Genomic DNA, 14362 nt, shown 5'->3' on the forward strand with positions numbered 1-14362 from the left:
CGAAAGTAGCTGTCAGCGCGCTTCTGGCGTGCCCGTCACAGTCTCCTAGACTCTGGTGCCTGTGGGCCTGAACCTGGGAATCGTCGGCTTGCCGAACGTCGGCAAGTCGACCTTGTTCAATGCGCTGACGCGCAACAACGTGCTAGCAGCCAATTACCCGTTCGCGACGATCGAACCGAACGAAGGCGTGGTGCCGCTGCCCGATCCGCGGTTGGCCAAACTCGCCGAGATGTTCGATTCGGCCAAAATCGTGCCTGCGCCGGTGACGTTCGTCGACATCGCCGGGATCGTCAAGGGCGCGTCGGAGGGCGCCGGGCTTGGCAACAAGTTCCTGGCCAACATCCGCGAGAGTGACGCGATCTGCCAGGTCGTGCGGGTGTTCACCGACGACGACGTGGCACACGTCGACGGCAGGATCGATCCGAAGTCCGACATCGAGGTGATCGAGACCGAGCTGATCCTCGCGGACCTGCAGACGCTCGAGCGCGCGGTGCCGCGGCTGGAGAAGGAGGCCCGCACGCACAAGGACCGGCGCCCGGTACACGACGCCGCCATGGCGGCGCAGGAGGTGCTCAACGGCGGCACGACGCTGTTCGCCTCGGGCGTGGACGCGTCGCTGCTGCGGGAGCTGAACCTGCTGACGACCAAGCCGTTCCTCTATGTCTTCAACGCCGACGAGGCGGTGCTGACCGATGAGAAACGACTGGCGTCGCTGCGCGAACTGGTCGCGCCGGCGGACGCGGTGTTCCTCGACGCGAAGATCGAAGCGGAGCTGCAAGAACTCGACGACGAGTCGGCCGCGGAACTGCTGGAGTCGATCGGCCAGAGCGAGCGCGGCCTGGATGCCCTGGCGCGCGCGGGCTTTCACACGTTGAAACTGCAGACGTTCCTGACTGCGGGGCCGAAAGAGTCGCGCGCCTGGACCATTCATCAGGGCGACACCGCGCCGAGGGCCGCCGGCGTCATCCACACGGACTTCGAGAAGGGTTTCATCAAAGCCGAGATCGTGTCGTACGACGACCTGATGGAGGCTGGGTCGATGGCGGCCGCAAAGGCCGCGGGCAAGGTGCGGATGGAAGGCAAGGACTACGTGATGGCCGACGGCGACGTGGTCGAGTTCCGCTTCAACGTGTGAGCGCGAGTTGACTCTGGCGATGTGCTCTCAGCGCAGAGTCAACGGCTTGTCGGTGGTCTCGGCTAGCGTGCGCGGGATGAACCTTGTCTCGATCCGCATCATCACGGCCGACGTGAAGCGCCTCGTCTCGTTCTACGAGGTGGTCACCGAAACCGAGGCGGTGTGGGCGAACGAACTGTTCGCCGAAATTCCCACAGCGGCGGGCACACTGGCGATCGGCAGCGACAAGACGGTCCCGCTGTTCGGGCCCGGTTCCGCTGAGCCAGCGGCAAACCGGAGTGCCATTGTCGAGTTCATCGTCGACGATGTGGACGCCGACCACGAGCGTCTACGCGGACAACTGGACGAGGTCGTGACCGAGCCGACCACCATGCCGTGGGGCAACCGGGCCTTGTTGTTCCGCGACCCCGACGGAAACCTGGTCAACCTGTTCACTCCGGTCACCGATGACGCCCGCGCCAAGGTCGGCGTGTGATCGGAGGGCCCATGGACGACAACCAACTGCACACGGTCTATCGCGACTACTTGGCGTGCTTGAACGCGCGACGCTGGGATGACCTCGGACGATTCGTGGCCGACGAGGTCGTTCACAACGGAAAACGCCTCGGTCTCAGCGGCTACCGAGCGATGCTGGTGGCTGATACCCACGCGGTACCAGACCTTCAGTACATCCCCGAAATCCTGATCGCCGACTCCGACTTCGTGTCATGCCGGTTGCACTTCGAGTGCACGCCGCAGCGAGAGTTCCTCGGCTTCGAACCCACAGGAACCCGAATATCGTTCGCGGAGCACGTGTTCTACCGGTTCCGCGACCAGCGAATCGGCGAGGTCTGGTCGCTGATCGACCGAGACTCGATCGCCGCGCAGATATCTCAAACCCAATAGCGCCCGAACGAGACGCTCATCGCTGCCGCGCGGCATAGCATTTCCTGATGAGTTTCGAGGTAGCGCCGGACGCCTACACGCGGTTCATGGGGCGATACGCCGAACCTCTGGCGAAGGTCTTCGCCGCAGTGTGCGGCGTGCAGGCCGGCGACACCGTTCTCGACGTCGGCTGCGGGCCCGGCGCGTTGACGGCCCAGCTGCTGTCCCTCGGGGCCGAGGTCACCGCCATCGATCCCTCACCGCCGTTCATCGAAGGGCTCCATGCACGGTTTCCCGACGTCGACGCCCGCCTGGGCACGGCGGAGGAATTGCCTTACGACGCAGACGTTTTCGACGCTGCTCTGGCACAGTTGGTGGTGCATTTCATGACGGACGCGGTCGGTGCCATCGGACAAATGGCGCGCGTTACCCGACCGGGGGGTGTCGTTGCCGCCTGCGTGTGGGACGGGCCGACCGGGGCGCTGGCGCCATTCTGGGACGCGGTGCATGTGATCGACCCTGATGCTGAGGACGAAGCGCTGCTGTCCGGGGCGCACAGGGGACACCTGACCGAGATATTCGAAGTCGCCGGCCTGCGTGATGTCGAGGAACGCCCCATCTCGGTTGACGTGCAGCATCCGAGTTTTGAGGAGTGGTGGCAGCCCTACACCTTCGGCATCGGTCCCGCGGGGGAGCATGTCAAACGTCTCGACGACGACGGCCGCGCACGTCTCGAATCGGTGGCTCGCCAACGACTGGGAGATGGCCCGTTCACCATCACCGCTACCGCGTGGGCTGCGCGCGGCACGGCGTGACTGCGAGCGTTATCGTTGGTTGTGGTCACTGGAGACTCCGCCGACATTGCCAGTGAACTCGCGTCGAGTGAGGCAGCCCTCGAGCGGCGTGAAGCTGAGTTGTCCAAACGCGAATTCCACGCCGAAGAGCGTGATCGGCTTGCCGATGAGCGGGACCGGATCGCTGATCTGCGCGAGGAGGCGGCGGACGAACGAGAGCGACTCGCGGATGAACGCGAGGGCACCTCTGCCGAGCGGGAACGTGAGCGGCAGCGGCGAGCCGACGAACGGGCGGCGCGCCGGGCCGCCAGTGCGGAGCGAGAGCAGGCCGACGTGGCCAGGGAAATGGCCGAAGCCGAACGACTCCAAAACGAGTGAATTCCTCCGCCTTATGTACTACCTTCCGTAGTAATCGAGCGGGGAGGCATGATGCGGTGGCGCGGCGTCAGCCACGTGGAGTTCGCGGTATCCGACTACGCCGACTCCGTCGCGTTCTACGACGCGATGTTCGGTTGGCTGGGATACGACAGCTTCTCGTCGCTGAACATGGAGTATCAGTCGATCTACTACTTCACGCGCTACGTCAACCCGCACAGCTACATCGGCATCCAGCCGGCCCGCACCGGTGACAAGCTGCGACACCGCGACCAAGCGGTGGGCATCAATCACATCACACTATGGGCGCGCAGCAGAACAGAAGTCGACCGGTTCCATCATCAGTTCCTGCTAACCCGGGATGTCGACGTCACCGATGCGCCGAAGGACTACCCGCAGTACTGGCCGGGTTATTACGCGGTGTTCTTCGACGATCCCATCAACGGGATTCACTGGGAGCTGGCGTGGGTGCCGAAAGTTCCCAGCCCGCGCCAGATTTGGTCGTTCTACCGCGCAATCAACGGATTCGCCAGGAGCCGGACTGACCTTGCGCGCACCGTGCCTGGCGTGATGTGGCAGGCCAGGCGAACGCTGCCTGGCCAAGAGGCGGCCACCCCGTAAGACGGGTCTGCGCATCAATCGGCTCAAACGCCGATTCGGCCAGGTGAGCGCCGTTAGAGTTCGGCTACGCGGGCCGACCGCGCTGGGGGTGGTGTCACGATGAGAATCTGCCGGACGCTACTGGTGGCCATGTTGGTTGTGTCCTGCTCGGCGACCCAACCCGACAATTCAGCGCTGGAGACCATTGACCCCCAGGCGTTTCGGGACGTGGTGGAGCACGCCGCCCAGCAGCTGAAGGTTCCGGGAGCGGTTGTCCTCGTCCGATCGCCGAGAGGTGATGTCGCCGTCGGCGTCGGCACCACCCAACTCGGCGCTCAGATAGCGCCTGCGGCCGACACCCATTTCCGGATCGCGTCGAACACCAAGACCATGACCGCAGCGCTGATCGTGCTGCTCGCCCAGGACGGCAAGTTGAAGCTCAGCGATCCGATATCGACCTACGTTCCCGACGTACCGAACGGTGAAAACATCACAATCGCGCAGCTTTTGAAGATGCGCAGCGGCCTGGCCGGCTACACGTTCGACCCAGCGCTCGCCGCCGCCATGGATGCGACGCCAGGCAAGGCGTGGACGCCCCAGGAGGTGCTTGCCATCGGGTTCCGGCACCCGCCGCTTTTCGCGCCCGACGCCGCGTATGACTACAGCAACACCAACTACGCGCTGCTCGGTCTCGTCGCCGAGAAGGTCGGCGGGCGTTCGCTGGCACAGCAGTTGCAGGAGCGGTTGTTCGGCCCGGTCGGCCTCAAACACACGTCGCTTCCGGCCGCCGACGACACATCCATGCCTTCGCCCTACTCACACGGCTACATGTACGGCGGAAGCATCTACGCGCTCGCTGACATTGCGTATCCATCCGAGATCCAGGCCGGCGCCGAAGCCGGAACGCTGCAGCCTGTCGACTACACGAACCAGAACCCTTCGTATGCCACCGCGGCCGGTGGCGCGATCTCAACAGCCGACGATCTGGCCACCTGGATGAAGGAACTCGTCTCCGGCGCGGTGTTCAACGCTGACTTCCACCAACAGTGGCTGGCCAGCCTGCAAGCCGAAGACCCCGACAGCCCCGATGCCCAGAAATACGGCTACGGAATCTCCTACCAGCGCTTCGGTCCGCACGCCGCGATGTTCTACCACGGGGGCGAACTCCCCGGCTTCAATTCGTTCATGGGGTATGACCCGGATAACGATGTGACGCTGGTGATTTGGACGAATTTGACCCTCTCGCCAGACGGTAAGACGACGGCGCAGGCATTGTTGCCGACGATGCTCGACGAGATCTACCAGGGGTTGTCGCTCGCGCCTGCCAAGTGACGCCCAAGACCCCACCTGCGGTGTGCAGATAGGGTCTGGCGGTGTTCAGCGAGGACTCAGAAGGGCACGTCCGTGTCATCGCCGAGCCACGGGTGATAGCCGAAGATGGCCGGGCTCTCACGGTCGGTTCCGTAGGGCGTGGCCGGATCGGTATCGGTCACCGCGGGCCGCGCCGACTGCGTCGTCGTAGGTATGTGCACCGGATCGGAGGCGGCACCGGCGGTGGGGGCGAACGCAATGCCGGCACCCACGACCGCGGCAGCCAACAAGGGTGCGGCGTAGTTGATGGTTTTCATCGGTGTCTCAGTGTTGGGCGGAGGTTCAGAACGGGACGTCGATTTGACCGTTCGTGGTGTTGGACTCGTCGTGGTCCGACGTGTGGTAGCCCAACACATACGGGCTGCGGGGGTCCGTGCCGAAGGGCACGATGGGATCGGTGCCCGCAGTGCCGACAGCGGATTGGCTGGAATGCGGTGCCGGCACGGTGGCAGCGCTGGCGACGGGGGCGAGACCGACCGCCCCACCGATCGCGGCGACAACCATCCACGGGGCGAGGTACTTGAGCGTGTCCTTCATGGTGTCCTCCTGGCTTGTTGAGCACCCGGTTGGGCTGGATAAGAGATTGCCGCGTCAGCAAGCCGAAGTCGTCACTGCTGTCACCCGTCGTTCACCTGCTGCTAGCTGGAATCTGCTGCGGTAGCCAACAGGTAAGCCGCAGGTAGGGCAGGACCCCGCAGCGGCATCCGCGGCTGGGCGGTGGCGCCGATCCGCCGCCGTGCGGGCCGCGCACAGCAACCGTCGACGGATCGCGCAGCCCGACACCAGCATGGTCGGACGCGAGCCGGCCCGCGATGAGGCAGAATCGCGCAAGTGACTCCGCCGCAACGCCCCGGGCACCCTGATTGGCGCAGCAGGGGCGCACCACCGCCGCGGCCACCCGGGCCGCCGAGACGGCCGGAGCCTCCAACCGAACGCCTGCGCGGGCCGTATCGCCGCCCGGACGCAGGCCCGACGCAGCGGATACCGCGACCGCCGTCACCCGCCGATGCCTCGCCCACTGAACAGATCTGGCGCACGCCGCCACCCCCACCTCGGCCGCAGACACCGCCGCACGCGTCGCCGGAGCAGAAACCGCGTCGTCGCGGACTGTCCCGGATGTCGATCGTTCTGATCGTCGTCATCGTGATCGCGTTACTCGTGGGTGGACTGGCGGGCGGTGAACTGTACGCGCGGTATCGCGCCGACAAAATCCTGACCGAGGTCGCTCAGTGCGTCGTCCAGGACGGCGCGTCGATCTCGTTCGGGGTGAACCCGCCGTTCCTGTGGCAGCACATCACCGGCCGCTACACCAACATCTCGGTCAAGACCGATGGAAACAGGGTGCAGAGCGCAGACGGCATGACGGCCGACGTGACGCTCGAGGATGTGCGACTGCAGGACTCGGCGAACGGCAAGGGCACCATCGGATCGCTGACCGCGACACTGAGCTGGAAGTCCTCAGGCATCAAGGACACCGTGGCGGCCAACCTGCCCGGCGTCGGGAATCTGGTCACCGGCGTGAGCACCGATGCGTCCGCGGGAACCGTGATCCTGAACGCCGGCGGCGGCAGTGTCACAGCGAAACCTGTTGTGACGGACGGCGATCTGAACCTCGACGTCGTCGACGTCACCGGTATCCTGCCGAAGGACGCGGTGCAGACGGCGCTGAACGGTTTGACCAAGAAGCTGAACGACAACTACCCGCTCGGCATCCACGCTGACAGCGTCAAGGTGACGGACACCGGAGTCGTCGGGACATTCTCCAGTCAGAACGCGACCATCCCGAAAGAAGACGCCAACGCCTGCTTCGCGCGCCTGTAACCGCGAATCAGTCTGCCAAGACCGCGATTTCGTCGCCGAGCTGGTATCCGGGTGCCAGCGGCAGCTCGTCGCCGCTCCAGAACACACCAGGATCGAACCAGTTGTAATGCTTTTCCGTTGACAGCAGCCCCATCTCCTCGTAGGTGATGGCGACGGTCTCCGCGCAGTAGGCCGTTTCCAGCCCGACTTGAAGCGTCTGCTTCTTCTTGCGCTGTGCGGCTTCCCGGACTCTGCTGTGCACGAACGGAAGTCCGCGCGTGAAGTCGGTGACCGCGAGCCGGCCGCGAAACCAGCGGCCGGTCAGTCGCGCGGTGGTGGGAAAAGGAGTGCCGTCCATCCTGGCAACCACCTTCAGCGCGAGGTCCTCTTGCTCGCGGGTGGCGAATGGCGTGAGCTCTCGCAGCCAGCAGCGCTGGTGATAGTTGTTCATCCACCGCTCGACAGCCTGGCGCGCGTCGTGAAGCTGAACCCCGCGGTGGTTACCACCGGTCCACATGTCGGTCAGCTTGTCACCGAGTTCGGCATGCCAGATCAGCGGCGGGAGATCCTCGATGGCGATGGTCATCCCGACGTGGTTGACGGGGGCGTTGCTCATCGTCTGGATCGCCCGATCGGGCCCCGAGGTGCCCCTGAACAGCCAGATATCGCCCGTTCGGGTCTCTTCCAGCGCCCGGCTCAGCGACACGGTGCTTTCCTTCACGGGAGCAGCTTAGGCAAACTGTCGCGATGCGCAGCATCTGGAAGTGGGTCGGACTGGCCGGTGTCGCCGGCGTAGTGGCGGGCGGCGTGCTGGTCGCGCGTGACCAACGCAAGCGCAACTCGTACACCCCCGAGGACATCCGCGCCCGGCTACATCAGCGGGTCGCAGACGCCGACAAGGCAACCTAGGACGCGACGGCGTAGAGCCGGTACGAGCCGGAGAACCCTTTCAACTGGACTTCGCGCCCGTCGTCGAAGGCGATGTCCTCATCGCTGACGGCATCGCGGACGACCTCGCTGACAAGGATCTCGCCGCCGTCGGCCTGCGCGGCCACCCGTGCCGCCATCGCGACATTGCGGCCGAACAGATCGTCGCCGCGGCGTACCGACTTGCCCATGTGGATGCCGATCCGCACGCGAATTCCGTTGGGCCGGCGGTGAAGTGAACGCTGCACATCGATGCTGCACCGCACCGCCTGCTGAGGCTGCGCGAACGCGATCATGAAGCCGTCGCCCTGGCTCTTCACCACATGGCCGGAATGCTTGTTGACGAGCTTGCGAACCAGCTTGTCGTGACTGCCGAGCAGCCGTACCCAGGCGCGGTCGCCGATGCGTTCGTTGAGTGCCGTCGACTCCTCGATGTCGGAGAAGACGATCGCCACCTTCCCGTTGGACGCCACCCGCGCGAGGTCTGGCCGCTCGACCTCCGCCCAGTCGGCCAGATCCTCGATCGACGACCGGACCGCTGCACCGAAGCCGTCTTTGCGAAGGATGTTGGCGGTCTGCCAGACCTGCTTGACAGCCTCGCGGCCACCGGTGAACAGCATGTTCTTGGTGTCCAGGCGCCTGCGCAACTCGTCGAGTTCGTGCTGCTGACGTCTGTAGCTCAGCCCCAGCACCACAAGTGCCACCGCCTCGACCGCGGCGACCGCCGCGAGCACGTAAGCCGCAATCTGCGCTCCGATCACGGGTCAAGTATTGGATGCTCTACTCGTGAAGCCGCAGGCGCCCTACTACGAGAGCCGCTACATCCGCGCCAATCATCCCGGACAACCGCAGGCGGTGTGGCTGCGCGAGACGCTGCTGCTGCCCACGGCCGGTGATCCGGTGGCAGATGTGTGGGTGATGGCGTTCGATCCCGACGGGCAGGGCAATCGGGCGTTCAAGCAGCCCTACCCAATTGACGCGGCCGACTACGACTACGACGAGTGGATCGCCAGGATCGGCGCGACGTCCATTGACGACACGTCGGCGCAGGGCGCCGTGACGGACGGGAACACCTCGGCGCGATGGGATCTGCGTATCGCCCCCGGTGTGGAGGATGCGGTCAGGATGCTCACCGAACGGGCGTACAACGCACGCATTCCGACCGCGAAGACAACGGTGCGCCACCCCTTGGCGCACTTCGACGGGCTGGTGGAACTCGATGACACTCGTCTGGTGCTCGACGACTGGATCGGCAGCGTGAACCACAACTGGGGCACGCGGCACACCCCTGCCTACGCGTTCGGGCAGGTGTGTGGTTTCGACGAATCGCCGGGCTCGACGCTGGAGATCGTCACGGCGCGAGCCGCGATCGGACCGGTGTTGACTCCGGCGGCGACCCTGTTCGTATTCCGGCACGCCGGGCAGGAGTTCGCGGTCCGCTCGATTTTCGGCAGCCTGCAGACCCACGGCAGATACCGGCCGTTCTCGTGGGCCTTCGGGGGGCGCGTCGGCGATCAGATGATCGAGGGCGAAATCGTCGCAGAGCCGTCCGATGTCATCGGGCTGATCTACACCGACACCGACGGTGGCAAGAAGTACTGCTACAACTCGGCGATCGCAACGTGTCGAGTTCAGGTGGCGGGCAAGGCTTTCGAACGCGCGGAGCTGGTGGCTACCCGCAGGGCGATGTTCGAGATCCTCACCGACAAACGGCACGACGAGGTGCCGCTGCTGGCCTGAGTCTGTCGCGAATGTGAACTCATTGCGAGTCTTGGGCCGAAATCTCACAATGGCTTCACGCTCGCGGGGCGTGTCGGTCCGCGTTGCCACAATCTCCGCATGGGGGAGCCATTCATCGGCAATGAAGCGGTCGCATCCGGCCTTCTGACGCCGTACGTGCTCAGAAGCAGATTCTCGGCGCTGCACCACGATGTGTACCTGCCAAAGGACGCCGAGGTCACTTCGATCATTCGTGCCAAGGCCGCCTGGTTGTGGTCGCGGCGGAATGGGGTGGTTGCGGGTCAGTCGGCAGCGGCTTTGCACGGTGCGAAGTGGGTGGACGCGAACGCGCCCGCACAGATCATCTACGCCAATCGCCACCCACCACGGGGGATTCATACGTGGGCGGATCGCTTCGATGACGACGAGGTCGAGGTCATCGACGGAATGCTCGTGACGACGCCGGAGCGCACCGCTTTCGACCTTGCATGTCGATACCCCGTCGGTTCCGCGGTTGCAAAGATCGATGCTCTCGCTCGCGTGACGCGACTCAAGTTGGCAGACGTCGATCTTCTCGGCGAACGGTATGTGGGCCGCCGCGGCATCAAGAATGCTCGCGTTGCCTTGAGCCTCGTCGACGCCGGTGCGGAATCGCCTCGGGAAACGTGGCTGCGGCTGCTGCTGATTCGTGCCGGATTTCCCCGGCCACAGACGCAGATTCCGGTCTACAACGAATACGGCGTCCTCATTGCCGTTCTTGACGTGGGCTGGCAGGACATCAAGGTGGCCGCCGATTACGAGGGCGACCATCACAGGAGCCGCGCACGGTTCAACAAAGACATTCGCCGTCATGAGGAGGTGACCGAGATGGGCTGGATCGACGTCCGTGTCACATCTGAAGACACGGAGGCTGTCATCATCCGACGGCTACAAGCCGCGTGGGATCGCCGAGTGTGAAGTCATTGCGAGTTTTCCGCGGAAAGTTCGCGACGGTTTCACGCTCGCGTTAGAAACCTTCGGTGAGTACCCGATCCAACGTGTCGACGTAGAAGTCGGCCCCTTCGACGTCAATGCACAACGGTGGCTTGGTCTTCAGGATGTTCTGATGGTCGCCGGTCGGCTGAATGATCACCCCGAGTTCCAGCATGCGGTCGCAGATCGCCGAGGTCTCCTGCACGGCAGGCTCCAACGTCGACCGGTCGCGCACCATCTCGACACCCAGATACAGCCCGATGCCGTGGACGGTGCCGATGATCGGGTGTTTGTCCTGCAGCGCTTGCAGTCTTGCCTTCAAATGCGCGCCGACCCGGGCGGCGTTCTCCTGGAGCCGCTCCTCGCGCAACACATCGAGGACTGTCATCCCGATGGCACACGACAACGGACTGCCGCCCGTCGACGAGAAGAAGTAACCCTGCGACCGGAATCCGTCGGCCACCGCGCGACTGGTGATCACCGCGCCCAGCGGATACCCGTTGCCCACCGATTTCGCGATCGAGATGATGTCGGGCACCGCGTCCTGCTGCATGAAACCCCAGAACCACTCGCCAAGACGGCCATATCCGACCTGGACCTCGTCGGAGATCGCGAGTCCGCCCGCGGCCCTCACCGCCGCATAGACCTGTTGCAGGTAGCCGTCCGGCAGCGCCATGCCGCCCGCGTTGCCGTAGACGCTTTCGCAGATGAATCCGGCGGGCGGTCGGCCGTCGGCCACCAGCCGATCGATGACCTCGACGGCCTCGCCCGCGTACCGCACCGCGTCGGCGCCGCGGTATTTGCCGCGGAAGCTGTTCGGTGACTCGACGGTGTGCACCCAATCCGGCCGGGTGGCCAGGGCATTGGGATTGTCGGCCGTGGACGTCGACACCGCGTCCGTACCGTAGGTCCATCCGTGGTACGCCTCGCGGACCGCGACCACATCACGTCGCCCAGTCGCCGCCGTCGCCAGCCGGATCGCCAGATCGCTTGCCTCCGAACCGGAGTTGACCAGGAACACCGTGTCGAGCGGATCGGGCAACAGCCCTGCGAGCCGCTCACTGAACTCGACAACGGCCGCGTAGTTGAACCGTGAGTTCGTGTTCAGCTTGCGCAGCTGTCTGGCCGCGGTGTCCGCGATCCGCGGATGCGCGTGGCCGAGCACCGTCACGTTGTTGACCATGTCGAGGTACGTGCGCCCGGCCGTCGACATCAGATAGTGCCGTCGGCCGCGTTCGATCTGCGGTGGCCTGCGGTAGTAAAACTCCTGCACCGGAGCGAAACTCGCGTCCCGACGCGACAGCAGATCACCGGTGTCGGGTGCCGCCGAGGCCGGCAGCCCGAGCAGCGGTCGCGGATCGCGCGTCAGTGCCAACCAACCGGGCGCATATTCGGGTCGCACCAACGGTGGTGCCACTGACGTGCCGACCGGACGCACCCCAATCTCGACCCAACTGCCTGCCGGTATCTCGGCCAGCGGGTCACCTGCACGCACACTGCCCGACGCCGCGTCGATCCCTGTCAACGTCAGCACGAACTCGGCGCCCCGCACCGTCGACCCGTCGACGTTGCCGTCCCACGGCGCGACGAGCGCCATCGGCGCCGCCGCCCAGACGCTGACGCCGGTGGCCACCACCTCGGGGCTCTGCTGGCTGAGCCTGCGGGTGCGGCTGAGCCGCGCCTGACCGTACTGCGTGACGACAAGTCCGGCACCGGCTTTCACTGCCGCCCTTGCCAGTTCGTCCTCGATGTCGGGCTTCAGCGATCCGTCGTCGGTGAATGCGACGTCGTATACATCCGATGTGGTGGCCAGGTCCAAAGTGACCACCGACCCGGATTCCGCCGCTATGAGCGACCCAGGCAGCGGGTCCGGCGACACGGTGAACCCGAGGTCGGCCTTGATCACCTCGGTCATCACGTCCATCGGGATCGAGGTCGCCTGTTCGAACATCCGCCACTCGCCGCCTGCCTGGTCGACGAGATAGGGATTACCAGGGTCGAGGCCGGCCTGCTGCGCTCCGCTGACGATGAGCACCGCGGCGCGCAGCACCAGCAGGGGCCACAACACTTGCGCCTCTGTCGCCGTCAGCGGTCTTACGGCGTGAAACGCCCTGACGGCAGGCAGGATCGAGACCGGTTCGCTGCCGGGGTGGCCGAGCACCGACGACGCCGTGATCGCGAGGTCGGAGACCGCCCAGGTGTCCGACAGGTCGCCGAAGTCGATGACGCCGTCCGGCCCGGTGGCGGAAAGCACCACGTTCGCGTCGGTCATGTCCAGATGGACCGCCTGCCGCGGCAGGTCGTCGACAAGCGGCGCGACACGTGCCCACGCGTCACGCGTCGCCGCCTCCACCCGGGCCCGATGCAACGGATCGGCGACATACGAAATCAATTCAGCCACAACGGCATCGCCGTAACGCAGATCCCACTGCAGGATTCGGTCCAGGCCGGGATGGCTGAACCCCTCGAGGGCTCGGCTGACCCGCCCGGCCACGTCGCCAAGCCCCGCGACCCTGTCCGGTGACAAGTAGCCCGACTCGTACAACGTCCCACCGGGCAGGTAGCGCAGCAGTCGCACGTACGCAGTACCGTCCACCAAACCGTCAATGGCCGTGCACTTCTCGCCAGCAGCGTTGGGTATCGGCACGGCGATCCGGAGCGCAGGGTCGGCCTCGGCGATCCGTTCCGCCGCCAGATCCTGGGCCTCGATCTCGATGGCGTTGAACGCGGGGTTGGCGATCTTGAGCACGCCAACGATCGCGCCGTCGGCACCGGTCATCACGAAGTTCTTGTCCTGTTGGCTGCCAAGCGACGTCGCGCGGGCCTGCAGTCCGTAATGCCGCGCCACGACCTCCTCGGCCTGCGCCTCGCTCACCTGAGGCGCCGGAAGCTCCGGTGCCTCAAGGAAATTGAACCCGACGCTCACCGGCTGACGAATTGGACGACGGCCTGGGTGAACGCATCGTTGTCGTCTCCTGCCGCGGTATGCCCGGCATCGGAGAGTTCGACGAACTCGGCGTGCGGCACCTTGTGCATGAAGTCCTTCACACCCTCGGGACTGACCACATCGGACAACTTGCCGCGAATCAGCAGGATCGGGATCTTCAGATGCATCGCCGCCCGCTCCAGCTTCTCTTCCCGCACAAACGCGTCGTCGGACGGCGCAGTCAGAAACTTGGGATCCCAATGCCAATACCAGCGGCCGTCGCGCCTGCGCAGGTTTTTCTTCAGACCCTCCGGGCTTCGCGGCTTTGCCCGGTGCGGCAGATACGCCGCGACCGCATCGGCCGCCTCGTCCAGCGTCGCGAAACCGTGCACATGGCTGAACATGAATTCGCGGATCCGGGCGCTGCCGCTCTTCTCGTATCGGGGCACCACGTCGACGAGCACCAGTTTGGTGACGTTCTCCGGGCCCGCCTCATCGGCGGCGAGGATGCCAGTCATGCCACCCATGCTGGCGCCGATCAGGATCACCGGTCGACCGATCTGCTCGCATACGGCCAGCGTGTCCGCACACAGCGCGTCCACGGTGTAGGTCGCGTCGGGGGAGCGGTCGCTGTCGCCGTGACCGCGGCTGTCGAGCGCCACGACGTGAAACCCCCGGTCGGCGAGCACCTGGCCGGTGTTCTTCCACGAGAAGCGGTTCTGCCCGCCACCGTGCAGCATCAGCACCGACGGGCCGGGGGCACCGGGGTTCCATTCGTCGGCGACCAGGACCAGGTCGTCGATGCCGCGGAACTTCACAGTCTGCGGTTCGCTGCGGGTAGTGCTCACGAACGTCCTCTCGGCTGGCCCCGAGCGCTCA

Annotated in this window: 18 protein-coding genes; 11 read left to right on the forward strand and 7 right to left on the reverse strand. The window is 65.3% G+C overall.

Annotation, left to right across the window (positions count from 1 at the left end; genetic code table 11):
• Positions 1–61 precede the first annotated feature (61 nt).
• The 7 genes from ychF to ACGFK1_RS10215 all read left to right on the forward strand — a co-directional run bounded on the left by ychF (position 62) and on the right by ACGFK1_RS10215 (position 5100).
• Positions 62–1135 (forward strand): redox-regulated ATPase YchF, encoded by a 1074-nt coding sequence (ychF, locus tag ACGFK1_RS10185; protein ID WP_393428136.1) that lies wholly within the window; start codon positions 62–64, stop codon positions 1133–1135.
• A gap of 76 nt (positions 1136–1211) precedes the next feature.
• Positions 1212–1610 carry a VOC family protein gene (locus ACGFK1_RS10190; protein WP_393428137.1) on the forward strand — a complete coding sequence of 133 codons (399 nt, stop codon included), beginning with the start codon at positions 1212–1214 and terminating at the stop codon, positions 1608–1610.
• An 11-nt stretch (positions 1611–1621) separates the two neighbouring features.
• Complete coding sequence (locus tag ACGFK1_RS10195; RefSeq protein WP_393428138.1) at positions 1622–2020, forward strand: ester cyclase; 399 nt, start codon at positions 1622–1624, stop codon at positions 2018–2020.
• 47 nt (positions 2021–2067) lie between these two features.
• Positions 2068–2814 carry a class I SAM-dependent methyltransferase gene (locus ACGFK1_RS10200; RefSeq protein WP_393428139.1) on the forward strand — a complete coding sequence of 249 codons (747 nt, stop codon included), beginning with the start codon at positions 2068–2070 and terminating at the stop codon, positions 2812–2814.
• A gap of 21 nt (positions 2815–2835) precedes the next feature.
• Positions 2836–3171 (forward strand): hypothetical protein, encoded by a 336-nt coding sequence (locus ACGFK1_RS10205; RefSeq protein ID WP_393428140.1) that lies wholly within the window; start codon positions 2836–2838, stop codon positions 3169–3171.
• A 51-nt stretch (positions 3172–3222) separates the two neighbouring features.
• Positions 3223–3789, forward strand: a complete 567-nt coding sequence (locus ACGFK1_RS10210) for a VOC family protein (protein WP_393428141.1) — start codon at positions 3223–3225, stop codon at positions 3787–3789.
• A gap of 99 nt (positions 3790–3888) precedes the next feature.
• Positions 3889–5100, forward strand: coding sequence for a serine hydrolase domain-containing protein (locus ACGFK1_RS10215; protein ID WP_393428142.1), 1212 nt, complete (start codon positions 3889–3891; stop codon positions 5098–5100).
• 56 nt (positions 5101–5156) lie between these two features.
• On the opposite strand, the gene ACGFK1_RS10220 is transcribed toward ACGFK1_RS10215, so the two are convergent.
• From ACGFK1_RS10220 to ACGFK1_RS10230, 3 genes are all read right to left on the reverse strand, one after another.
• Positions 5157–5396, reverse strand: coding sequence for a hypothetical protein (locus tag ACGFK1_RS10220; RefSeq protein WP_393428143.1), 240 nt, complete (start codon positions 5394–5396; stop codon positions 5157–5159).
• A 25-nt stretch (positions 5397–5421) separates the two neighbouring features.
• Positions 5422–5676, reverse strand: coding sequence for a hypothetical protein (locus ACGFK1_RS10225; protein WP_393428144.1), 255 nt, complete (start codon positions 5674–5676; stop codon positions 5422–5424).
• 91 nt (positions 5677–5767) lie between these two features.
• Positions 5768–6139: a hypothetical protein gene (locus ACGFK1_RS10230; RefSeq protein WP_393428499.1), complete on the reverse strand. Its 372-nt coding sequence runs from the start codon at positions 6137–6139 to the stop codon at positions 5768–5770.
• Here ACGFK1_RS10230 and ACGFK1_RS10235 point away from each other — a divergent pair.
• Positions 6121–6960, forward strand: a complete 840-nt coding sequence (locus ACGFK1_RS10235) for a DUF2993 domain-containing protein (protein WP_393428462.1) — start codon at positions 6121–6123, stop codon at positions 6958–6960. The two genes, ACGFK1_RS10230 and ACGFK1_RS10235, sit on opposite strands and share 19 nt — an antisense overlap.
• 7 nt (positions 6961–6967) lie before the next feature.
• On the opposite strand, the gene ACGFK1_RS10240 is transcribed toward ACGFK1_RS10235, so the two are convergent.
• The gene (locus tag ACGFK1_RS10240) at positions 6968–7645 is read right to left on the reverse strand and encodes a guanylate cyclase (RefSeq protein ID WP_393428463.1); all 678 of its coding nucleotides are present in this window, start codon (positions 7643–7645) and stop codon (positions 6968–6970) included.
• 41 nt (positions 7646–7686) lie between these two features.
• Here ACGFK1_RS10240 and ACGFK1_RS10245 point away from each other — a divergent pair, with 41 nt between their 5' ends.
• A complete protein-coding gene (locus ACGFK1_RS10245; RefSeq protein WP_393428145.1) occupies positions 7687–7848 on the forward strand; it encodes a hypothetical protein in 162 nt (53 codons plus the stop codon).
• Here ACGFK1_RS10245 and ACGFK1_RS10250 read toward each other — a convergent pair.
• Positions 7845–8627 carry an adenylate/guanylate cyclase domain-containing protein gene (locus ACGFK1_RS10250; protein WP_393428146.1) on the reverse strand — a complete coding sequence of 261 codons (783 nt, stop codon included), beginning with the start codon at positions 8625–8627 and terminating at the stop codon, positions 7845–7847. The genes ACGFK1_RS10245 and ACGFK1_RS10250 overlap by 4 nt on opposite strands.
• A 25-nt stretch (positions 8628–8652) precedes the next feature.
• Between ACGFK1_RS10250 and ACGFK1_RS10255 the strand changes: the two genes are divergently transcribed.
• Entirely contained in the window at positions 8653–9606 is a 954-nt protein-coding gene (locus tag ACGFK1_RS10255) for a hypothetical protein (protein WP_393428147.1), read from the forward strand.
• Positions 9607–9705: 99 nt separating this feature from the next.
• Entirely contained in the window at positions 9706–10542 is an 837-nt protein-coding gene (locus tag ACGFK1_RS10260; protein WP_393428148.1) for a hypothetical protein, read from the forward strand.
• A 49-nt stretch (positions 10543–10591) separates the two neighbouring features.
• On the opposite strand, the gene ACGFK1_RS10265 is transcribed toward ACGFK1_RS10260, so the two are convergent.
• The gene (locus ACGFK1_RS10265; protein ID WP_393428149.1) at positions 10592–13483 is read right to left on the reverse strand and encodes an aminotransferase; all 2892 of its coding nucleotides are present in this window, start codon (positions 13481–13483) and stop codon (positions 10592–10594) included.
• Positions 13480–14331: an alpha/beta fold hydrolase gene (locus ACGFK1_RS10270; RefSeq protein WP_393428150.1), complete on the reverse strand. Its 852-nt coding sequence runs from the start codon at positions 14329–14331 to the stop codon at positions 13480–13482. The genes ACGFK1_RS10265 and ACGFK1_RS10270 overlap by 4 nt, the downstream gene beginning before the upstream one ends.
• Between the last annotated feature and the right edge of the window lie 31 nt (positions 14332–14362).

Origin of the sequence: Mycobacterium sp. NPDC048908 (assembly GCF_043197955.1) — a bacterium.
Classification (GTDB): Bacteria; Actinomycetota; Actinomycetes; order Mycobacteriales; family Mycobacteriaceae; genus Mycobacterium.